We start from the raw sequence: 22,328 nt of genomic DNA, 5'->3' as shown, positions 1-22,328 counted from the left end.
ACATCCGTAAACGTAAACTTGAACATTAGTATGGTGGAAGCGAAACAATAAAGGAAAGCATGATCAGCTTAGAAAAAACCGAATATCCCCAGCTTGAGGCGGCCGCGAGCGAGGCCGGCGTCACGCTGCCAATCGAGCAGACCGGCATCTGGGCGAAGTTCCAGGCGGACATCCCCGGGCGTACGCCGTGGGGAACATATCGAATCCTCAAAGACGGCAACACCGTGGCATTCATCGGGTTCACCGACATGGCGACGCACGGCTACCACTATCTGCGTGCCGTTCACGGGCCGGTCTGGATTACCAAACCGAGCGAGGCGCTGGAACGTGAGTCCATCGATGCCATCGCGCTTGAAGTTCATCGTGTCGATAAGAAAATCGTGTTCCTGCGTATCGATACGTGGTACACCGCCGGCACGACGCCGGTGCTCTCCACCATCCCCTATAACCAGACCGTCATCATCGACGTCACCGGCGGAGATGACGCCATCCTCAGCCGCATGAAAAAGCGCGGCCGGCGCGACGTACGCAAGGCGCTGCGCGAATGCCCGGCCGATGTGGCCGACGAGACGAAAGAGGCCATCGCCGATTTCCGCGAATATTACGATGTGATGGTGGAGACGGGCAAACGCGACGGTTTCGCCCCGGCCCCCATCACCGATTATTCGGACATGATCGAAGCGCTGGGAGCCGACCACTGCCGCGTGTTCGCCGCACGCATCGACGGACGCGTGGTGGCCTGGTCCATCGTCACCGTCAACGGCACGCACGCCGTGCGCTACTACGCCGCGATGCGCAACGACGTGATGCGCCTGCACGTCACCGACAAACTGCTTTACAGCGAATGCTGCATCCTCGGCTCTCAGGGCATCACCGCCTACGACCTGATGGGCATCGGCAGCGACTTCGCGCCAAGCCTCATGGGCTTGAACGAGTTCAAATGCAAGTTCACCGAAGATATCACCCCGGTGGCCGCCGCGCGTGACATCCCCATCAAAAAGACCTTCTACAAGGCGCTGAAGGCCGCGAAAAAACTGAAGACCAAACTTTAGAACTTGCAGAATCATAGGACCAACCACTGAGCCAAGTAGGTGAAACCTGATTTGTTTATAGCCGATCGGTTTTTGATTCCCGAATCGGTTGATTGGTTGGTCCGATCGCTTTATCCGTCCATCGGTCAGGTCATTGCAAAGGATTGCGTATCATGGCAAACAATACAAACGGCACCGGCAGCGTCAACACCGCCGAGACTGCCCCAACCTCGGCACAGCAGGCTTCGTTCCTGCCGGTTCTGATCGGCACGGGAGCCAACGCCTACGGCCTGGCCTGCGGGTTCCACAAAGCCTACGGCGTCAAGTCCCTGGCCGTCGGCCCGGCCGCGCTCATCCAATGCCGCCATTCCTCAATCGTCGACATTCGTGTTATTAATGACCTCACCGAAGAAAAGCATTTCGTCCCTGAGCTGCACAAGCTGGCCACGGAGCTGAAAGCTCAGAGCCCCGACCGCCAGCTGCTCATCATCGCCTGCGGCGACACTTCCGCGGCCCTACTCGCCGAACACCGTGATGAAATCCGCAAGGACTACCTGACCTCCACCATCGACGGACCGACGCTTCAGCGCGCCGTCGACAAGGTCTCGTTCTGGAAGCTTTGCGAAACCACAAAGGTCAATACGCCCTTGACCGCGGTCTATTCGTTCGCGGATTTCCAATCGGGCCAGAAAGTTCCTCAGCCTGCCGTGTTCCCGCTGGAATTGAAGGCGGCGGACAGCGTTTCATACCTGAGCATCGATTTTCCCGGGCGTAAGAAGGCCTACACCATCGCCGACGCCGCCGAGCTCAACCAAGTGGCCCACGACATCTATAGCAACGGATACCGAGGCGAGCTCATCATCCAGGAGTTCATCCCCGGCGACGATACCGGCATGCGCACGCTCAACGCGTACGTCAACAGCGACGGCAGCGTGGCCATGATGTGCATGGGACGGCCGGTCATGGAGGAATACGCGCCCAACCGCATCGGCAACTACGCGGCCATCATCTCCGAAGGCGACAAGACCGTCTACGAACAATGCCAACGCCTCATCGACGAACTCGGCTACACCGGCTACGTGAATTTCGACATCAAACGCGACCCGCGCGACGGCAGCTACCGCTTCTTCGAGATCAACCCGAGGCCGGGCGGCAGCAGCGACTACGTCACCCAGGCCGGCTTCAATCTGGCACGTTGGATCGCCGAAGACCTCGTGATGCACCGCCATAGCGAACCATCATTGTGCTTCAGCGAACATCTGTGGATGGGAATTCCTAAGCGAGTGCTGAAGAAGTACGCACCCGCAGGTCCGCTGAAGAACGACGCACTGCGACTCATCAGCGAGGGTAAGTGGAGCCGTTCCTGCTTCAATCCTGCCGACCGGAATCTCAAACGTACGTTGGGCCTGTGGCGTTGGCAGCTGTATGTTTCGCGCGATTTCAAGCAGTACACGCCAAAACGAAACAGGGTGTGAATCGCCGACATCGGTCCCGCAGCATGGAAGAAACGTAATGATTTGGGCTGTCTGCGAAGGCTGCGAACAGCAAACGACACGTGGAATACGCCCGTTCAGACACACAGAGGCAGGCAAACGCGGAAAACCTCTGACGCTGGTACTATAAGTCGGGAACATCCTTATATTCCGTTTCGGACGGATACCGTATTTGTTGGTTGGGAGAGCTATGAGACGACCGTTCTTCGCCGTTATCGGCGGCATGGGCACGTTGGCGACCGAATCGTATATCCGGCTCATCGACAAGATGAGCGACGCCACCACCGACCAGGATTTCCTCGACTATGTGGTCTTCAACGACGCTTCCGTGCCCGATCGCACCGACTTCATGCTGGGCGACAGCAACGACGACCCCTTCCCCGTCATCGCCGACGACATTGAAAAAGCCACGTCCATCGGGGCCAGTTTCATCACGATTCCCTGCAATACCGCGCATTTTATGCTGCCGCGCTTCCAAGAGCTTACCGACGTGCCGATTCTCAATATGCTCACCGGTGCCGTCGAACGTATGAAGGCGACCTTGCCTGTTTCGACGCACCCGCGCGTGGGATTCATGGGCACCGAAGGCTCCCGCCATTCCGGCCTCTACCAGCGCGAAATCGAAGCCGCCGGTTACACGTTCATCGAGCCCGATGACGGGCTGCAGAAGCGCATCGATTCGCTGATCTACGACGATGTGAAAAGCGGCGGACCGCTAAGCCTCGAACGCTACCGTTCCGTCATCGACACGTTCCTCGACAAGTCTCCTGCGGCGAAATACCGTTGCGATATCGTGGTTCTTGGCTGCACCGAGCTTTCAGTCCTCAACGAGGCTTTCCCGCTCCCCGACCTGCCGATCATCGACGCCCAAACGATTCTCGCCGAAGACACCGTGGCGCGGGCAAAGGCGCTGAGACAAATAAATAAGCCTCATTCAGAGTCTTAAAAGCTAGAGTACTTTCAGGAACCTTAGCAAACTTCACTATGCGGCTATTGTCAGATACAAATAAACCTATGAAATTTTCCATTACTTTTACCAACTCAAATAGCTTATGAATTTCAAGTATCCATTCATACTCAGTCAGCTTTTAAAGCTATATCGTTAGCATACCTAACAATATTGTCATTACTCTCGGGAAACATTTGACCCAGATATATTTCTGCTGAGTCATGGTCATATTCTCCAACATATGCCCCGAGTGCTTGTTCAGGATCCATTTCAAATACCCGAATACACTTCTTCCATTCAGCATCAACTACGCGTTCATTCACAGTATTATCTGTAATGTCAGATTCCACAACCGGCAGAAAAGCCAAAGATACCTGCCCACGCTGAACTAAAAAGGGACGTTTAGATTCATGCCCAAAATTATTTCTTGCCGGAAGAATGAAAGCATTACCATAGACGCTATCTTTACCCTTTTTTCGTTCTAACTCAATAGCATAAAAATATTGTTTAATAATGTCATAGGTATCAGGTTGACCACTGATTTTTTGTCGTTTTCCTCTGCCGTATTGGGGAATATAGTATTTAGCATCTAAAACATACCAGTTTTTTCGAGTCGAATGATATGACACGATATCTCGTTCGAGTGCAGCGGTGTCCTCAGATTTTTTTTCGTCTGAATCATCTTTTGCATTTAAAAAATGCTTTTCAACTTCAGCATCGTCATAAAATTCCCAATGTGGCCGATCTGTTTGTAATTCCTCATCACGATTTTCAAAGAGATCTTGACAAACCTGTTCCCAAACCCTGTCAAACCTCGCTGTTCCATCAACCATCACTTTTCTTTTTTGAGAAGGACTATAATCATTCAAAAATTCACACATCGCTTGCAGCAAACGTTTTTTCCGTGTCTCGCATTCGGCATAAAGCTCATTATGCACTTCATGGAAAAGCCTGGCAGGCGTACCTAATTCACTAAGCTGTTTGGCTCGCAGACCACAAAGCGGCAATTTAAAAATCTTGTTAAGTCCCATCTGTTCAACGGTTACACTGATTTCATCAACAATCGCCTGTTGTATTTCAGCAATTCTACTTTTTGTCGGTATTCGCCGTGTAGTAATAAAATCCCAATACCCTATCATGTTTTCAACAGCGACTGGGCTACAAGATTCAACAGTCCGATTCCATTCAACATTGCCACAACCGTTATGTTCATAAATGCGACATGAACTGGTGTACATTCCGTTTTCTGCATAGTCATTAAGCAACACGCGATATAGAGACAGCTTGTTCTGCTCAAGCTTATATTCGTTTCTCAGCTCAAACGTATCGCGAAACACTAATTTTTCTTCTTGAGGTGTTTTGCCAAGCCTTTTATTCTTAATATGAACCGATTCAATTAAATCACCGAGCAACTGACTCACTACATGGCTATCCAGCTTAGCGATACCATCCCCGTTGATTTTTTTAAAATAATACTTTGGCAATACAATAAATAGACTATTCCATACGCTAATAAATCCTACATAATTGAATTTATATTTCTTCTTGTCCTTCTCTTCTACTAATAAATTAGTTCTGCCGCTGTCAGCAACATTAATGTTCTTCAGCACTTTTATGGCTTCTTCAGTTTCCGAGCGTCGCCTAAACTCCTCATTCACCTGAGCATGACCTGACGACGCATTCATCAATCCCCAAGCTAATTGTAAAGCATTGAGACTACACTCCTGTTTTTCTATAAAAACTGGTATCTTCATGAGATGTCATTCATCATTCTTGAGAACTGTCAGACGTTTCATCATTTGCACCAGCATCTTTCGGATTATTGAAAACTTCATAATGATGACTATCCCAATATCTAAACAGCATGCTCAACGAAAGTCTATCGCTTCGCGAACCCCTAACATTTTCAGCAAGCGTATCCCCAGATTCTTTTAGAATATCGGAAACATTGAACACATCTTCACGGTTATATCGAGCGGCATCTTCGAACAGATACATGATGACCTTGCTTTTCATTGCCTCGTTAAAGAGACTATCCGGATTCTCCAACAGTCCGTCCTGAGCCGCGTTATCCAAGAAGAAGGGGCCCAGCTGCTTATCCTCACTCACACCACAGTTTCTCAGCAATGTATTAATCTTCTTTCTCCAAGTCCACCACTCATTCTGAGATTTTTCTTTACTGCTCATATCGTTCTCGCCTGCATCGATGTCAATATACTTGAAATTCCAACGCCTCTTGAAAGCCGTATCCAACAGATACACACCTTGATCGGCCGAGTTCATAGTCGCCAAAATATACATGTTTCCAGGTAATACAATACGTGTGCACTCTTCCCAACCTGCAAGTTGATTTTCCTCCAATTCCATGCATTTACTCACAAGATTACGCAACACCCTTTTGGCGATAGCATTATGTGAAAGTCCCGAACCAGACAAATATTTACTGCAATCAACACTTACTGAAACCGGATACCAGCTCACACCATCTCCATCACGATCAAGCAACTGGAATAACTCACCAAATACGGATGCAGTTTCTGCCCTATTCAGCTCTTCAATGACCAACGCATAATTGTTTCCGGGGTCATTCAACGCTCGTTCCAGAACTCGGATAAAGGGACCAGGAACAAAGCAATATTGAATGCCGGTTTCTTGCATCACAGGCTTATATGTACCCACAAAATCAGCATGCTGGTAATCGGCATAGAACGTAACGCGCTCAGAACGGTCTCCAAAACAACTCTTAACTATTTTATTAAGCGAGTGACTCTTTCCTGTTCCAGGGGCACCGAACCAGACCGTGTTATAGGATAGATTCTTTATAGGATGATTGGGCATTCTAGCCATTGTTTCCGCTTTTTTCAATATCTCTTCTTTTTCGCGCTTATCTTCTTGAAATTCCTCGCCATTGTCATCAGTCTGCTCAGTGACATTGCTCATCTCACTAATCGATTTCTGTCTTTCAGAAACTTCGTCTTTTTCGCGAGAACCGCCATTACTATTCTGTCCCTCCTTTGCTGCATCAAGCTCTCGGGTATCTTTCCCCTCTTCTTTCTCCTTTGAAGGAGAGTAGACTCCATACTGAGTAAACTCCTGCTTGTTTCCTGTAGCCAAATATTCATAATATTTTTGTGCACTACTATAGAAATCTGAATAGTCCCCGCCCAAAGAATCCTGATTATCAGGATCTGTTGTGACGATACCAAGGTTTTCAATAAAATCGTGCATTCGACTAGAATCAGAGATACCGAAAATCGGTTTAAAATCATTAACTACGGATTCAATGTCAGCATGAAGATTGCGATACTCTGGAAACTCTAGAAGATCAACCGCCTCATGTGCTTTCTCTGTAGGAGAAACAAACCCGATCCACGAATTTGTTCCCCTATCCCCACTTAAATTTTCACCTAACCATTTTTCAAAATTAGCTTTTCTGACATCTGGATTATCATACGGGTAAGTAAATTCATCCTTGTTGACCTTAGCCTTCTGATTCACCGCCTCGAAGGAAAAGAGCTGCAGCCGATTTGCCGCTTTCCCTGAACTCAATACGTCAGCAGCATCTTGCTTACGAAAATCTATATAAACGTGACCAAGTAAAGCATCCAAAGTCGGTTCATTGACAAATTCATCTTCACTTTTGTTCCCTCTTCGATAACCAACAAAAAGATACTTATCATAACCTTTTTCGATACGTGCAAATATCAGGAAAAGCGATTCTTTGGGAATCTCATAATTGTTTGGCAATCTACGATCAATTTTCATCTCTTTGAAAATCTGCGAGAATTGGTACTCGTCAAAATCGTTCATTCTTTCGAAAGATCGATTTCCTGGAGCATAATGGTCTAAGCGATAGTCGGATTTCCAATGATTTCGACCATCAGTAAGTTCAAGACGAACAAACGTTCTCGGAATATCCCTATCACTAATTTGTAAAACTTCTTTTAAATCCATGACCAGCTTCTCTTATCCCTATTATGTTTAATACTATTATTTATAAACACAATAAGGTAATATCTAGATTTCAGGATTTCCCATAGTTTTTGCCACATCATGCTCGAGCTTTTGGCTCACCACGGCGGTGACGCCATCGGAGCGCATCGTCACCCCGTAGAGCGCGTCGGCAATGGCCATGGTGCGCTGCTGGTGGGTGATGACGATGAGCTGAGCGTGCCGGCGCAGATCGTTGAACGCGTTGATCAGACGGGTCAGGTTGATGTCGTCAAGCGCGGCCTCGACCTCGTCCATCACATAGAACGGGCTGGGACGCGCGGTGAAGATGGCGAAAAGCAGCGCCAGAGCGGTGAGCGAGCGTTCGCCGCCGGAAAGTAGGCTCAGCTGCTTGACACGCTTGCCGGCGGGGCTGGCCTCGACGATGACGCCGGTGGTGAGCAGATCGTCGGGATTCTCCAAACGCAGTCGACCCTTGCCTCCCGGGAAGAGCGTCGCGAAGACCTTTTCGAATGCTGCGGCCGTATCGTCGAAGGCGTTCTTGAATACCTCGATCATCGTGCGGTCAAGATCCTTGATGAGCTTCAAGAGGTCATCGCGACTCTTGGCAACGTCGTTGCGCTGGTCATTCAAATACTGGTTGCGTGTCTCAAGCGCGTCGAACTCCTCGGCGGCCAGCGGGTTGACCTTGCCCAGCGCCTTCAGGTCGCGTTCGGCCTTGTGAAGCCGTTTCTCCTGCTCGGCGCGGACGTAGGGCACCATCTGATAATGGTTGGCATCGATGGGTACGTCCTCGTCTGAATCGTGCTGAACATCGTTTTCAGACGTATCGTCATCCGAATCTCGCCGTACTTCGACGTCGGAACCATTCTTTGCGTGATCTCCTGCGTCGGCAGTGCCAATGCCATCAGCTGAAACGGGCGTCGATTCGCCATTTTCGGCAGCAGCGCCATTCTCGCCGTCACCGTTGTCAAGCGGAATCGGACGGCCTTCGTCATCAAGCACCGGAACCAGCTTGTCGGGGCCGTATTCATCGACCAATGCCTCGAGCCCCATGCCCAGCGTGTCGGAAACCTTTTGCTCGATCTGTCCATATTGGGCGGCCAGACGCTCACGGTTCACGTCCAGCTCGTGTTCGCGCTGTTGCAGCTCCGCCACTTTCGGCTCGGCCTCGTCGCGCTGCGCGCGCAGTTGCTTCAGCTCAGCGTCATGGCTCGAGGCGGCTTTCGAAAGTTCATCACGTTTGGCGACCACGGTTTTCAGTACGGTTGCGACCAACGCGGCCATACCCCGCGCATCCGCCGCAATCTGCCAGTCATGCGTCTGCTGGCGTTCACGCTTCTCGTTGAGCGCCTTCATCTTCGCCCGTCTCGCCACGGCTTCACTCGCCTGATCGTGCAAAAGTCCTGCCTGACGAACCAGTGAATCGGCCTTGCGGCTGGCATCATTCCAAGTAATCTTGGCCGAGACTTCCTGCTCACGCGCCTTGTCGAGCATGGTTTCGAGTTCGTGGACGCGTTTGTCCAGATCGTCAAAATCCTCGTTTTCCGTGTCGGAATGCTCGGCGGTGTCAAGCGCCTGGCTCAAATCCTCGAGTTTGAGCTGATGGGTCTGCCGCTCGTCTTCGGTCTGCTTGATTTTCTCATCAAGCCCCTTGAGCTGCCGCATCAGTTGTTTGACCCGCTGTTCGACGTTTTGCAGATTCTTGCGAGCCTGATCGGCCTTCACCTTGGCCTGGATGCGCTGCTGCGACTGACGATCGACTTCAAGACGTGCGTTGTCGCAAGCCGTCTGTGCCGCTTCGATCTTCGGCTTGATCGCCGCCGCATCGTCCGTGAGTTTCTTGGCTTGTGTCAATGCCTTGTCACGCCGGGCAGCCAACGAAAGGTCGCTTTGCGAGCGCGAGGAGCCGCCGATGGCACCGACAGCGTTGACCACTTCGCCGGATTTGGTGACGGCCTGGCTGAACCGCTCATGCTCCCCTTCCACGGCCTGAAACGCGGTACCCATGTCGGGCACGGCGGCGACATCGTCCAGCAGCACACGCACCGCACGAACGACGTTGGCAGCGAAATCGGCGTCTTTGGCGGAACCGTTGACGCTTACCAGAGCGGAAGCGCAACGAACCGGATATTGACCGTCTTGCGCATTTTCATCCTTGTTTTGTTCGCTGGCACCGTCTTCGGCCGCACCTTCAAGTGGATGCAATACCACTGCCTGCCCCAGCTTGTCGGCGCTCGCCCGGCGCAACGCCTCGACCATATTGGATTTAGCGGGCACCACGATGGCGCTGGCAAACTGGTCGAGCGCGTGGGCGATGGCCTCTTCCCAGCCGTCTTCGACGTGGATGAAGTCGGCAAGTCGACCCAGGGCGGCCACGGCATCATCCTGTTCCAGCTCACCAGAGGCATTGCGGCTTTCCAAGGTCTCGTTCAAGGCATCGGCCTTCGCCTTCAGTGCCGTCACCTTAGCGTTTACCGCCCGCAATTGCTCCTGCAGGGCGTCGAGCTCTTCCTGACGCTGCTGCATCACAGTTTTCGCCGCTTCAAGCGCGGCCGCACTATTCTCAACACCGGTATTCTGGGTTTCTGCCTCAAGGGCATCGCGTTGGGCCGTGGCCTCGTCGCGCTGTTTGACGATGGACTCGCGCTGCCCATTGAAATCCTTGGCACGGCTTTGCGCCAACTCGATGGCGGATTCCTCGCGGGTTTTGAGCTCACGTAGATTGGCGAGCTTCGAGGTGTGCTCCTGCGCGACTTTGCGCAGTTGTGTCAATGTCTGACGGGCTGCGGCAAGCTGCTTTTCATTGCCGGCACGAGATTCAGTCGCTTTATCATACGCAATGCGCATGTCGGAAACGGCCTTTTTCTGAGATTCGGCCTGCCCGTCCAGTTCTTTGGCACGGGACTCGAGAATATCCGGGTCCTCACCGAAGTTCGTGATCATCTGGCCTGCCAGCGAACGCGCGCGCTCGTTGGCCAACGAAGCCAGCGAGCGGAACCGTTCCTCAATGCCGGAGAGCTCATGCCAGGTCTCGTTGACCTTGGCCATGGCCGGGCTGGACTCGGAACTCAACGCCTCGACCTGCTCGATATGCACCTTGACTTTCGCCAGCTCGCGTTGCGCAGTTTCCAGCTGGCGTCGTACGTCACCAAGTTCATTGCGCAACTTGGCACGGCTTTTCATGGAATTCTGGGCGTCCTCGGCGAAAATCCTCGATTGTGCATCGCGCAAGGAAATCTGTATGCTCGCCGCACGACGCGAGATCTTGGCCTGACGTCCGAGCGGTCCCAGCTGCCGGCGAATCTCGTGCAGCAGATCGTCGGTGCGGGCAAGGTTCGCCTCGGTGTTCTTGAGCTTGCGTATCGCGCGTTCCTTGCGCTTGCGATGTTTCAGGATGCCGGCGGCCTCTTCGATGAAGGCGCGGTGACCTGCGGGGTCGGCTTTAAGGATCTCGTCAAGCCTGCCCTGCCCGACGATGACATGCATTTGCTGGCCCAAGCCGGTGTCGCTCAAGAGCTCCTGAATATCAAGCAAGCGGCAGGGCGAGCCGTTGATGGCGTATTCGCTGCCACCGTTGCGGTAGATGGTGCGGCTGATGGTGACTTCCGTGTAGTCGATATCGAGTGTGCCGTCGGTGTTGTCGATGGTCAGGCTGACTTGCGCACGTCCCAGCGGCGGACGTGAGGAGGTACCGGCGAAGATGACGTCTTCCATCGAGGTGCCGCGCAGATTTTTGGCGCCCTGCTCCCCCATGACCCATGTCAGCGCATCGACGATGTTGGACTTGCCGCTGCCGTTGGGGCCGACCACGGCCGTGATGCCGGGTTCAAAGCGCAGCGTGGTCGCAGAGGCGAAGGACTTGAATCCCTTGAGCGTCAGTTCCTTCAGATACATGACTCGACTTCACCCTTCTACTCTCTGCATGCCACCGTTTCTGGCGTTTCGCCCCCAACCGGCAGATTTGGACGCCATACGATTCCTCTATTGTAACGTCAACCCCATCTATCGGCATCAGTCGGCTACCACTGGAACGGAGTGGTCGTTACTGGCATAAAGTGGTCATGTGGAACACATATTTTGACCACTTTAGACCAGTAACGACCACTTTATGCCCGTCGGCACGTAAAACTTGCAAATAGCAGCATCACATTTGGAAATGTTCGGCAGGACCACTCGAGAGACGTCTGCTGCTACTTGTCGTCGCCGTTCTGCTTGCGGCGGAGCTGCTCGGCGGTGGTGCCGGGTTCGAACTCGCCTTCGAAGGGTACCTGCTTGACTCCGAAATCACCGAACGCATCGCCGAATACCTCGGAAACGATGTCCTCGTCCTCGTCTTTGGCATTGCCGGCATCGGCTTTGTCGTTCTTAAGCTTGCCCGCCACACGCTGCGCCTTGGGCAGGGCCAGTTCCGGATTCTTCTTCTCAGCCAGCAGCGTGCGGGCGTCGCCGGCGGTGACGAAGCTGCCGCAGATGAGCACGCCATGGCCGTAGCCGACGCCCAGTTCGTCATCGGCGTCGACCATGTTGACGGCCTCCTGGATGGCGTCGGGAAGGTTGTCGATGCGGGTGACACGGTCGCGGCCGAACACACTGACCGCGATCTTCTCGAGTTCCTCGGCAGGCATTACCCGGTCTCGCCACGAGTTCTCGGTGACGACGATCTGGCTCATGATCGGCTCCAGCGTGCCAAGGTATTCCTCGACCTGCTTGTCCTTCATCATCGCGACCACGCCGACCAATTGCTCGAAGTTGTAGTTCTCCTCAAGGGCCGCGCGCAGCGATTCGGCGGCGTTGACGTTGTGCCCGCCGTCGACGATGATGGTCGGCGAGGTACGCACCTGCTCGATGCGTCCGGGAATCTTGACCCCGCCCAACGCTTCGGCCACGACGTCCTGGGTGAGCTGACCGGCCACGGGAATAACGGTTTCGGCCGCCGCGAGCGCCGCCAAGGCGTTATGGGCCTGATGTTCGCCAAACTTGGCGACCGGAATATCCTCGTAAGTACCGTTCGGCGTGCGCAACGTGACCAGCTGGCCGCCTACCGCAGGCTGACGCGAGACGACCTCCATCTCCTCGCCGTCGCGGATAAGCGTGGCATGCTCCTTGACGGCCGCGGCCTCGAGAACGGGCATGACCTCCGTTTCATGCGGCTGTGCGCCGATGATGGCGGTGGACTCGTGCTTGATGATGCCGGCCTTCTCCGTGGCGATCTTCGCGGGGGTGTCGCCCAGCCACTGCATGTGGTCCATGTCGACCGGACCGATGACCGCGGCGTCACCGTTCAACGCATTGGTGGCATCCCAACGTCCGCCCATGCCGACTTCGAAAATGGCCACGTCGACGGGCGCATCCGCGAACTTCCAGACCGCCATCGCCGTCAGGATCTCAAAATAGCTCATCGGCGCCTTGCCGTCAGCCTTCATTTTCGCGTCGACCAGGGCGACGAAATCCTTGATCTGCATCCACGTATCGATGAAATCGTCGTCGCTCAGCTGTTGGCCGTCCACGGCGATGCGCTCGTTGATTTTCTGCAGGTGCGGCGAGGTGTAGAGGCCGGTGCGCATACCGTAAGCGCGGCAGATAGCCTCGGCCATACGGGCGGTGGAGCCTTTGCCGTTGGTGCCGGTGATGTGGATGATGCGGAATGTGTCTTCCGGATGGCCCAGAAGGTCAAGCATCAGGTCCATGACCTCAAGGTCGTGTCCCAGTTCTTCGTGAGTGGTGCGCCGGGACATGATCTCGCGCTCGACCTCGCGAATGGTAACCCCGTTGGTTTTCGGATGCTCGAATGACATAAAACCTCGTTTTTGGCTTGAATCCCTTGAAAAATAGACACCACTATTGTATGAAACGGCCTCGAAAGCGCTACGCCGAACGGCGAATGGACGCTGACGGCAATGCGCGATCGGCGCACAAAGGGAAACACGGCAATACCAGACAGCGCCAATCATGCGAATATGAACCCGATAGGGGGTTGGCGCAAAGGTCCTGCTGCATCGTCGGCAGTCACAGAATGACGGCATATTCCATTGTTCAACATTCCCCGCCCTGCGGACCGCCCAGGTTATTAGAATGGCTGTGAAGAACCCGCCAATGAGGAGGACACGCATGAGCGAAGTCATCACGGCAAACGACAAGAAATACGAGGCACAGGAAATGGCACAGGCACCGGGAGCGGACCAACCGATGGAAGACAGGACCAACAACCGCACGCTGCGGCCGACCACGTCCAAGAAATTCGCTGAATTCATGAAGACCGGCTGGGACAACCAGGAGCCGGACATCGAGCCGCTGGAGTCCAGCAAGTTCATCGGCGCACGTCTCGAGGCTCTCGGCAAGCGCTTCCCAGGCGAGCGCATCGTCATCCCCGCAGGCACGCCGAAGGTGCGCAACAACGATGACGACTACGCCTTCCGCCCCAATACCGAGTTCTCCTATTACACCGGGCTCGGCCAGGACTACGAGGCCGGAGCCGTGCTCGTACTGAACCCCGTCGACCCTGAGTCACCTGAGGCCAAGGCCGGCAAGACGCATACGCCGGAGCTCTTCGTCGCTCCACGAGCCGACAACAGCACCGAAGCTTATTATGTCGACGCCCATTACGGCGAATATTGGGTCGGGCCCCGTGCCGGCCTGAAGGAACTCAATGCGATGACCGGCATCGCCACCCACGACATCGCCCAGCTGCCCGATGCACTGGGCAAGGATGTCGGTGCCGAAGCCGGTGCCGTGCGCATGCGCGTGGTGCGGCTTGCCGATCCGCAGATGACCGCGCAAGTCGAAGCCGTGCGCGAAGCCAACGGCTTCCCCGATCCGGACGCCAATGAAAAGGCCGATAACGAGCTGCAGGAGTTTGCCTCGACCGCACGTATGGTCAAGGATTCCTACGAGGTCGGCGAGATTCGCAAGGCCGTCGCCGCCACGAAGGATGGTTTCGACCGGATCCTCACCCGTCTGCCGCAGGCCGTCGGCAAACCGCGCAGCGAGCGCATGCTGGAAGGTGAGTTCAACGCGGTTTCCCGCGAGGAAGGCAACACCGTCGGCTACGACACCATCATCGCCTCCGGTGAGCACGCCCCCATCTTGCACTGGATGCGCAACACCGGCGTGGTCGGCCACGGCGAGATGCTCTTAATCGACGCAGGCATCGAGGTCGACAGCCTCTACACCGCCGACATCACCCGTACCTTCCCGGTGGACGGCAAGTTCACACCGCTGCAGAAGAAGATCTATCAGGCGGTGCTTGATTCGCAACAGGCCGGATTCGAGGCCGCCAAGCCGGGTGCCACCTACTCCGACATCCACCACGCCTGCATGCGCGTCATCGCACAGCGCCTGCACGAGTGGGGCATTTTGAAGGTCGACGTGGAGGAATCGCTTTCGCCTCAAGGCCAGCAGCACCGTCGTTGGCTCGCCTGCGGCGTGGCCCACCATCTGGGCCTCGACGTGCACGATTGCGCGCAGGCACGCTACGAGTCCTATCAGGGCGCGAAGATCACGCCAGGCATGGTCTTCACCATCGAACCGGGCCTCTACTTCGCCAAGAACGACCTGCTGATCCCCGCGGAGATGCGCGGCATCGGCGTACGCATCGAGGATGACGTCCTGATGACCGAAAACGGTCCGGAATGGATCTCCAAGGACATCCCCAAGCAGATCGACGACGTAGAAGAGTGGATGGCGCAGCGCGCGGCTGCTCGGAGATAGTTCTCGATAAAAGTAACGTTCTCATCGTGTGAGTGGTGGGGATATACAATGTTTAGGCACCCTTTGGCTGAGCCGTTAAGCTTGAAGTCCGGTGGACTTCAAGTAGGCGAAGTGAGCGCGATGCATCGAGCGCGAAAGCAAAATCTATTGATTTTGCAGGCCAAGCTTTATGCCAAAACATCGCATATCCCCGCCCCGCACACTACATCTCGATGTTTCAGGAGAGTAACTCATACCGCGCGCTGCGAGGTTTGGGAAGCGAATAAAAACAAGGAATATTCATGACCACACCTTCATTCATTATCGAACTGCGCAAGAAGATCGGGCACGAGTTGCTGTGGCTCAATGGGGTCACCGGGCTTGTGGAGGACGGGCACGGGCGCATCCTGCTCGGGCAGCGCTCCGATACCGGGCAATGGGCGATGGTCTACGGCATCAACGAACCGGGCGAGCAGCCTGGGGACACCGTGGTGCGAGAGATCAAGGAGGAGACCGGCGTCGATGCTGAAGTCACCGATCTGGTGGCTGTCGTCTCTTCATCGGAAATCATCACCTATGCCAACGGCGACCGCACGCAGTATATGGACCATTCGTTCCTGTGCCGCCTCAAACCCGGCGGCAACGCCGAACCGTTCGTCGGCGATGACGAAAGCCTCAAGGTCGGCTGGTTCTCGCGCGACGCGCTGCCCCAGCCGCTGGCCGAAAGCACCGTCGATCGCCTGAAAATCTTTGACGAATACCTGCGCGGCAAGGCCGCTGGAGACGCACATGCCCTGTTTGTGACCGACAATCAGCTGCACTGATACAAAACAGGTCGTGCCTTCGACCGAACCAGCTGTAGACCATCAGTCGCATCGGGCATTGAACGCCAATCAGCATCAGCGACACTCCCGATTCAAGTGAAGGCTAGGTATAGCGTCAATCCACCAGGTCTGCAATAGCGGCGGGCATACAACCTACGCAGCACGATCCAGACCCCTGACACGTTCCAACACCGATTTGCAGTTTTAGATTAACCTCGTTAATATATAAAGTCAGTTCATCAATACGCAATCATCATGGGCGGTGGTTGTAAGATGCAGGATTGGCCCGAGGAGGTGCAAATGCGTGAAAGCAGCGAATCTCCAACATCTCGAAGCGCTTCGCAACCCTTCTCGATCGATCATTTGGCACCGTCGATGCCGGACTTCCCCGAAGATCCAATCCGCACGCCAGCGCCTCAATCCGTTGTTTCCGAACGTAACCGCTCACGCACACTGTGGCATCTGTATCGCTACGGCATCTCCTCGCGGGCGCAGATCGCCAAATCGCTGGGGCTGACACCCGCCGCCATCACCAAAATCACCGCACGTCTGATCGACGCCGGCATCGTGGCGGAAACCGGCGATATGAAAGGCAGCAAACGTCGCCGGTCCATCGGGCTGAACATCGATACCGCACGGTTCCATTTCATCGGTGTCAAATTCGCGCGCAGCCTGGTGCAGATCGGCGTTTTCGACCTCAAAGGCCGACGTCTGAGCCTCACCGATATGCCGCGGGTCAGCGACGGCACCATCGACGCAGCCATCGCCGCCACGCACAAAACCATCGATTCGCTGCTTCAAGCCGACCCCGATATCGTCGCCATCGGTATGGCGGTGCCCGGCCCGTATCTGCACGGCACCGGTTATGCGGCGCTGGTTTCCAGCATGCCGCACTGGCGCAACATCAATTTCCACAAGGAATTCGGGCAAGGCTGCCCCGTTCCCGTGTTCATCGAACAGGACGCCCGGGCCGGTGCTCTGGCACAGCGGCTGTTCGGCGGATTCGACGATGCCGGGAGCCTGGCCTATTTCCTGCTCGGCGAGGGTGTCGGCCTGGGTGTCATCGAAAACGGCAGGCTTATCTATGGCAGCCTCGGGGCGTCCACGGAACTCGGCCACGTCTCGATCGACGCGCTCGATGGCAAAAAGTGCGAATGCGGGAATGTGGGATGCCTGGAATGCTACTGCTCCGCGGGCGCGATCCACGAGCAGATCGACAGGCTCGGCATCATCAACGGCTCGCAGTCCATGGCCCACATCGAAGCATGCCACGCATTGTTCGCACTCGCCGACAAACGCAACGGGGACACCGAACAAGCCCGCGAAGCACGTCGTCTGGTCGCTGAAATCGGACGTTACGTCGGCTACGGATGCGTCATCATCTGCAACGCCTTCAACCCGCGCCGCATCGTTCTCGGCGATATCGGTGCGCTTGGCGGCCATCAATTGCTCGAGTCGGCTCAAAAGGTGGTCAACGAACGGGTCATTGCCGAGATCGCGCAATCGACCGAAATCACTTTTTCCGGCCTGCCCACCGACGCGGCCGTGCTCGGTGCCGCCGCCACGGCCATCACCCAGTTTTTGGACCGGCCCTCCCATTTCCGCACCATCCATCCTCCGGGAAACAGGAGTCGGCACGGAGCCGGATCACAGGGGTGAGGCCGAACGTGCATGGTTTCCAGCCGAAACGGATGACACAACCGGCAAGTCAACCGGCAAATCAGCATTTTCATAATTCAAGACCGATAAAAGATGTAAGAAAGGATCATATCATGATCAAGCCAATCGTCGTCTCTCTGGGAGAACTGCTCTGGGACATGCTTCCCACCGGCAAGCGCGCAGGAGGCGCCCCGGTCAATTTCGCCTACCACGCCGCGATGAACGGCGCGGAAGGTCACGCCATCAGCGCCGTGGGCGAGGATCCGCTGGGCGATGAACTTGTCGAAGCGATCAAGAAGTCCGGCGTCGAATCGATCGTGCAACGCAACGCCTGGCCGACCTCCACCGTCGAGGTCGCCCTGAAGAACGGCATCCCGGAATACACCATCATCAAAGGCGTCGCCTGGGACCATATTCTCTATACCCGCGAGCTGATCGCCATGGTCGAGAAGGCCGACGCGATCTGCTACGGCACGCTCGCCCTGCGCAGCCAGGAATCGCACGACACCATCGTGGAGCTCCTGAAACACGCCAAGCCGACCGCCATGAAGTTCTTCGACATCAACATCCGCGGCGACCACTATTCCAAGGAGCTTATCGAGGAACTGCTGGGTTACGCCACGGTCTTCAAGATCAACGACGCCGAACTGCTGCTGCTGCGCGACATGTTCGACATCCGAGGCACTTCCGATGAAGAGGCCTGCAACTGGTTCATGGAACAGTACAACCTCAACTACGTCATCCTGACCGGCGGCTCGACCTTCAGCACCATCATCGCCAAAGACGGCGAGTCCTCCACCCTCGACACCCCGCGCGTCGACGTGGTCGATACCGTCGGTGCCGGCGATTCCTTCTCCGGCACGTTCACCGCCAAGGTGCTCACCGGCTCGTCGCTGGTCGACGCCCATCGCGCCGCCGTCAACACCGCAGCCTACGTCTGCACGCAAAACGGCGCCTGGCCCCAGTATCCGGAGAACATTCCGGACTATCTGGGCGAGGCTGAGAAGTAAGCCCCGATGCCGGCCGACGGACCGGCATACGAGGAAAGGCCGACACCGCAGGAATGGTCTCCTACGATGCCGGCCTTTCTCTATGCCGTGCATATTCAGCATGAATATTCAGCGAGAACATTTACCATGCACACGATGACGGATACCCGGTCATCGGCATATCACGACACTAGAAGCGGCAAATGCGGATCTAAGACAGCCACAGCCCTCAGCGAATCCGTCGTCCGGCGCACCAGACGTGTTCGACCTGCCAGGTCTTCGGGTCGCTCAGCAGAAGGTCCGCCGCATAGCCCGGCGAAAGCAGACCCAGCGGGGCGCCGGTGACAGCGTTGCTGCGGTCGAAGCCGAACGCGCGGGCAGGGGTGAGCGTCGCCGCTTCAACGGCATCGCTGGGAGCCATGCCGAGCACGTTGACCGCGCGCGCAACCGAATGCTCAAGCAACAGCGTGGAACCGGCGATGGAGCCGTTGGAGACCAGACGGGCATGGCCGTCCTTGACCGTGACATCCAGCGCACCCAATTTGTAGGCCCCGTCCGGGCAATCCGTGGCACTCATCGCGTCAGTGACGAAAGCAACACGATGCGGCGCGAATTTCACCGCCATCCTCAGGGCCGGATTCTGGACGTGAAAGCCGTCGTTGATGAGTTCGATGGTGACGCGCGGATCCTCCACCGCCGCCGGGATCGGGCCCGGCTCGCGATGCTTCAGTCCGTTCATCGCGTTGAAGATATGAGTCATGATGCCGGCCCCGGCCTGGAAGCCGCGCCTGGCCGTCTCATAATCGGCATCGCAATGGCCTACTGCAGGTACGACTCCGGCTGCCGCAAACCGCTTGATGGCCGAAATCCCGTGAGGCAATTCGGGGGCGATGGTGATCTGACGGATCGAACCGTCGGCGGCGTCAAGAAATTGGTCGACCAAGTCGTCGGTCGGATCTTTCAGACAGTTCAGGTCATGTGCGCCCTTGCGTGAAAGCGCCAGGAACGGGCCCTCCAAGTGGGAGCCGAGAATATCGGGCCGCTTGCCCATCGCCGTCTTGACGTTCTTCAGGTTGCCGCACATCACGTCCATCGGGTTGGTGATCAGCGAGAGCACCTGACGCGTGGTGCCGTGCACCATGTGGCCGGCTCGTGCGATGTCGATGCCTTCGAGGCCGTCATCAAACGAGCGGTCCCAGGAGCCGTGCGCGTGGATGTCGACATAGCCAGGAGTGAGATTGCTGCCTTGAGCGTCGACCTCGACCACACCCGGTTTCAGAGACCATGGTCGAGCCCCGGCCTGTTCTGTTTCCATGTCGCTTTGAGCCGCACCGTCGGCGGCATTGCGACAATCCCCATCGGCAATGCCGAACCCACGGCAGGCCGAAACCAGCGACGCTTCCCCGTTGCCGGTCGCCGCTATCACGCCATCGTGCGCGATAAGCCAGAAATCATCTTCAATACCCCGTGCGTCGATTTTTCGCGCACGGTGCACCACCAGCCAGGCAATCGCCTCGCCTTCAACGGCTTTCGTGACCTGTTCGACCGTCTGCTGCCTGTTTTCATCTGACATTCCCACTCACGTTCCTTCATGCTTTGTTTGGAATGTTTTCTTACCATCATCACTATCGTGGCACATTGTGCCGTTTGACGATAAAGATGTGCTCTGCCATACCCCACGGCGATTCAACGCCTTGGCAGGTTGCGGCGCCGATGGAATACCGACATCGCAACCTGCCGAATTTCTTGATTGGCCTGCGCCGGTTGACAACCGGCATGGCGACAATCAGCCTGGGAGATGTTCTCAGATCTCCTGCCACGCCGGCTTGTGGGCGTAGGCGTAACGGTAGTAATCCTTGTGGGCGAGCTTGGAGGCGGCGGCCTCGTCGACGATGATGGTGGCGTGCGGGTGCAGCTGCAGCGCGGAGGCCGGGCAGAAAGCACTGATACCGCCCTCGCAGGTCTCCTTGATGGCCTCGGCCTTGCCCTCGCCGAACGCGAGCAGCACCAGGTGACGCGCCTTCATGATCGTGCCGATGCCTTGCGTGATGCAATGGGTGGGCACCTGGTTGATGTCGCCGTCGAAGAAGCGGGCGTTGTCGATGCGGGTCTGTTCCGCGAGCGTCTTGATACGGGTACCGCTGGCGAGCGAGGAGCCCGGCTCGTTGAAGCCGATGTGGCCGTCGGTGCCGATGCCGAGAATCTGCACGTCCACACCGCCGGCAGCCTCGATCGCCGCATCATATTCGCGCCCGGCGTCCTTGATGGTCTCCAGATTGCCATTGGGCACGCGAACCTTCGCCGGGTCGAGGCCCAGAGGCTCGACGACCGTGCGGGTGATGGTGCTGCGGTAGGACTGCGGGTGGGCCGGATCGAGGCCTGCATACTCGTCGAGCGCGAAGCCGCGGACCTGGCTGACATCGAGGTTGCGCACCTTGACCTGCTTGGCCAGCTGACGATAGGCGGCCAGGGGGCTTGAACCCGTGGCAAGGCCGAGCACGGCGTTCGGCTTGCTTTCGATCAGATCGGCCACGCACTTGGCGTAGATTTCGCCGGCCTCGTCCTCGTCTTTGGTGATGATGATCTCTGCCATATTGTTGCTCCTTCTTGTGATGAGTGTTTGAATGTTGTGTTGGACACCACGCCCAAGTCTTCTATATCTTCTATTCATTGATGGTTCTGGCCATCGCATACCCCGCGCCGATACATCCGATCGGCTGCGACGGATCGGCCAGAACAAGCCTGTTTTCCAGTTTCAACGAAGCGATAAATGCGCTGTCTCGTCCGCGCCTGAGAAGTTCCGCACGGATTTCGTCAAGCAACGGCTTCCCCGTCTTTGCCGTTCCCCCGCCGATCATGATGATTCTGGGATCCACCGCCATGGCGAGGATGTCGATCGTGTCCGCGATGGCCCCGATCACCGTGGCCAGCGTCTCAATGGCCGCATGATGTTCAGGATCCGACACATCGTGCGATTTCGCGATGATGTCCGGCATAGGCGGATCCGCCTGAGGCCACATTCGTTTGATGCCATTGCCTCCGGCGGCCGTTTCAAGACAGCCCTTCTGCCCGCATCCGCAAGCCCAGCCATGTCGCTCAACGGGAATATGGCCTATTTCGCCGACGACCCCGCTGAAGCCATGATCCAGCATGCCGTTGCGCAGCACACCTGCGGCCAATCCGGTTCCGAGATTGAGAAACGCGATCACGTCTTCCTCGGATTGCGTTTGCGCAAACCGCCGATCTTGCTGCCCAAGCATGGCATAAGCTCCGAATGCCGCCGCATTGACATCGTTGACGACATGGGCCGGCAAACCCGTCAGTTTGGCTATTTCGTCGCCTAGCGAAAGATTGCTGATATCCAGATTCGCAACATTCGCCACCACACCGGTTTGCGAATCGACGCGACCGGGAATGCCCAGCCCTATGCCCCTGATCCGGCAATCTTCGCCATGGTTCGCTTCCGCCAATGCGCTTGGCGACGCACAATCGGACAACAAGCGTACGACACGGTTCACGTCCTCAAGGACCTGCTTGTTGCCACGCCGGGCCTTGACTCGTTGCAGACCTAAGACACGGCAGCCTCCGTCGGCGTCGAAGCGGATCAGCGCACCCGCGATTTTGGTTCCCCCGATATCCACGCCGATATAGCGGCCCGAGCACGGCAGAACCTTCTCGCCGTAAGACGGGATTTTCTTCCGGCTCCCGTCGGCAACGTTTTCGAGGTCATCCGCGTTGTACAT

At 56.1% G+C, this 22,328-nt stretch carries 14 protein-coding genes; 7 read left to right on the top strand and 7 right to left on the bottom strand.

Features of this window, described 5'->3' with window-relative positions:
* Positions 1–59: 59 nt before the first annotated feature.
* From OZX64_RS03135 to OZX64_RS03125, 3 genes are all read left to right on the top strand, one after another.
* The gene (locus OZX64_RS03135) at positions 60–1,052 is read left to right on the top strand and encodes a GNAT family N-acetyltransferase (RefSeq protein WP_277173789.1); all 993 of its coding nucleotides are present in this window, start codon (positions 60–62) and stop codon (positions 1,050–1,052) included.
* Between the two features lie 152 nt (positions 1,053–1,204).
* Positions 1,205–2,506: an ATP-grasp domain-containing protein gene (locus tag OZX64_RS03130; protein ID WP_277173787.1), complete on the top strand. Its 1,302-nt coding sequence runs from the start codon at positions 1,205–1,207 to the stop codon at positions 2,504–2,506.
* 208 nt (positions 2,507–2,714) lie between these two features.
* On the top strand, positions 2,715–3,470 hold the full coding sequence (locus OZX64_RS03125; RefSeq protein WP_277173785.1) for an amino acid racemase: 756 nt from the start codon (positions 2,715–2,717) through the stop codon (positions 3,468–3,470).
* 131 nt (positions 3,471–3,601) lie between these two features.
* Here the strand turns inward: OZX64_RS03125 and OZX64_RS03120 are convergent, their stop codons facing one another.
* The 4 genes from OZX64_RS03120 to OZX64_RS03105 all read right to left on the bottom strand — a co-directional run bounded on the left by OZX64_RS03120 (position 3,602) and on the right by OZX64_RS03105 (position 13,222).
* The gene (locus tag OZX64_RS03120) at positions 3,602–5,227 is read right to left on the bottom strand and encodes an LlaJI family restriction endonuclease (RefSeq protein WP_277173783.1); all 1,626 of its coding nucleotides are present in this window, start codon (positions 5,225–5,227) and stop codon (positions 3,602–3,604) included.
* Between the two features lie 13 nt (positions 5,228–5,240).
* Positions 5,241–7,427, bottom strand: coding sequence for an AAA family ATPase (locus OZX64_RS03115; protein WP_277173781.1), 2,187 nt, complete (start codon positions 7,425–7,427; stop codon positions 5,241–5,243).
* A gap of 63 nt (positions 7,428–7,490) precedes the next feature.
* The gene (locus tag OZX64_RS03110) at positions 7,491–11,321 is read right to left on the bottom strand and encodes an AAA family ATPase (RefSeq protein WP_277173779.1); all 3,831 of its coding nucleotides are present in this window, start codon (positions 11,319–11,321) and stop codon (positions 7,491–7,493) included.
* A 296-nt stretch (positions 11,322–11,617) separates the two neighbouring features.
* Positions 11,618–13,222: a folylpolyglutamate synthase/dihydrofolate synthase family protein gene (locus OZX64_RS03105; RefSeq protein WP_277173777.1), complete on the bottom strand. Its 1,605-nt coding sequence runs from the start codon at positions 13,220–13,222 to the stop codon at positions 11,618–11,620.
* A gap of 313 nt (positions 13,223–13,535) precedes the next feature.
* Between OZX64_RS03105 and OZX64_RS03100 the strand changes: the two genes are divergently transcribed.
* The 4 genes from OZX64_RS03100 to OZX64_RS03085 all read left to right on the top strand — a co-directional run bounded on the left by OZX64_RS03100 (position 13,536) and on the right by OZX64_RS03085 (position 18,606).
* Positions 13,536–15,134, top strand: a complete 1,599-nt coding sequence (locus OZX64_RS03100; RefSeq protein ID WP_277173775.1) for an aminopeptidase P family protein — start codon at positions 13,536–13,538, stop codon at positions 15,132–15,134.
* Between the two features lie 281 nt (positions 15,135–15,415).
* Positions 15,416–15,937, top strand: coding sequence for an NUDIX domain-containing protein (locus OZX64_RS03095; RefSeq protein ID WP_277173773.1), 522 nt, complete (start codon positions 15,416–15,418; stop codon positions 15,935–15,937).
* A 375-nt stretch (positions 15,938–16,312) separates the two neighbouring features.
* Positions 16,313–17,596 carry an ROK family transcriptional regulator gene (locus OZX64_RS03090; RefSeq protein ID WP_277157440.1) on the top strand — a complete coding sequence of 428 codons (1,284 nt, stop codon included), beginning with the start codon at positions 16,313–16,315 and terminating at the stop codon, positions 17,594–17,596.
* A gap of 113 nt (positions 17,597–17,709) precedes the next feature.
* Positions 17,710–18,606, top strand: coding sequence for a carbohydrate kinase (locus OZX64_RS03085; protein WP_277173771.1), 897 nt, complete (start codon positions 17,710–17,712; stop codon positions 18,604–18,606).
* 208 nt (positions 18,607–18,814) lie between these two features.
* Here OZX64_RS03085 and nagA read toward each other — a convergent pair whose 3' ends face one another.
* The 3 genes from nagA to OZX64_RS03070 all read right to left on the bottom strand — a co-directional run bounded on the left by nagA (position 18,815) and on the right by OZX64_RS03070 (position 22,328).
* Positions 18,815–20,158 (bottom strand): N-acetylglucosamine-6-phosphate deacetylase, encoded by a 1,344-nt coding sequence (gene nagA, locus OZX64_RS03080; RefSeq protein ID WP_277173769.1) that lies wholly within the window; start codon positions 20,156–20,158, stop codon positions 18,815–18,817.
* Between the two features lie 231 nt (positions 20,159–20,389).
* A complete protein-coding gene (nagB, locus tag OZX64_RS03075; RefSeq protein WP_277173767.1) occupies positions 20,390–21,178 on the bottom strand; it encodes a glucosamine-6-phosphate deaminase in 789 nt (262 codons plus the stop codon).
* Positions 21,179–21,248: 70 nt separating this feature from the next.
* A complete protein-coding gene (locus OZX64_RS03070) occupies positions 21,249–22,328 on the bottom strand; it encodes an ROK family protein (RefSeq protein ID WP_277173765.1) in 1,080 nt (359 codons plus the stop codon).

The organism is Bifidobacterium sp. ESL0704, from assembly GCF_029392075.1.
In the GTDB taxonomy this organism is placed as follows: Bacteria; Actinomycetota; Actinomycetes; order Actinomycetales; family Bifidobacteriaceae; genus Bifidobacterium.
This window is presented reverse-complemented; position numbering and strand designations above follow the sequence as displayed.

Excerpts from the sequence above, each read along its gene's own strand:
- OZX64_RS03135 (WP_277173789.1), top strand. The coding sequence starts at position 60 with ATGATCAGCTTAGAAAAAACCGAATATCCCCAGCTTGAGGCGGCCGCG.
- OZX64_RS03130 (WP_277173787.1), top strand. The coding sequence starts at position 1,205 with ATGGCAAACAATACAAACGGCACCGGCAGCGTCAACACCGCCGAGACT.
- OZX64_RS03125 (WP_277173785.1), top strand. The coding sequence starts at position 2,715 with ATGAGACGACCGTTCTTCGCCGTTATCGGCGGCATGGGCACGTTGGCG.
- OZX64_RS03120 (WP_277173783.1), bottom strand. The coding sequence starts at position 5,227 with ATGAAGATACCAGTTTTTATAGAAAAACAGGAGTGTAGTCTCAATGCT.
- OZX64_RS03115 (WP_277173781.1), bottom strand. The coding sequence starts at position 7,427 with ATGGATTTAAAAGAAGTTTTACAAATTAGTGATAGGGATATTCCGAGA.
- OZX64_RS03110 (WP_277173779.1), bottom strand. The coding sequence starts at position 11,321 with ATGTATCTGAAGGAACTGACGCTCAAGGGATTCAAGTCCTTCGCCTCT.
- OZX64_RS03105 (WP_277173777.1), bottom strand. The coding sequence starts at position 13,222 with ATGTCATTCGAGCATCCGAAAACCAACGGGGTTACCATTCGCGAGGTC.
- OZX64_RS03100 (WP_277173775.1), top strand. The coding sequence starts at position 13,536 with ATGAGCGAAGTCATCACGGCAAACGACAAGAAATACGAGGCACAGGAA.
- OZX64_RS03095 (WP_277173773.1), top strand. The coding sequence starts at position 15,416 with ATGACCACACCTTCATTCATTATCGAACTGCGCAAGAAGATCGGGCAC.
- OZX64_RS03090 (WP_277157440.1), top strand. The coding sequence starts at position 16,313 with ATGCCGGACTTCCCCGAAGATCCAATCCGCACGCCAGCGCCTCAATCC.
- OZX64_RS03085 (WP_277173771.1), top strand. The coding sequence starts at position 17,710 with ATGATCAAGCCAATCGTCGTCTCTCTGGGAGAACTGCTCTGGGACATG.
- nagA (WP_277173769.1), bottom strand. The coding sequence starts at position 20,158 with ATGTCAGATGAAAACAGGCAGCAGACGGTCGAACAGGTCACGAAAGCC.
- nagB (WP_277173767.1), bottom strand. The coding sequence starts at position 21,178 with ATGGCAGAGATCATCATCACCAAAGACGAGGACGAGGCCGGCGAAATC.
- OZX64_RS03070 (WP_277173765.1), bottom strand. The coding sequence starts at position 22,328 with ATGTACAACGCGGATGACCTCGAAAACGTTGCCGACGGGAGCCGGAAG.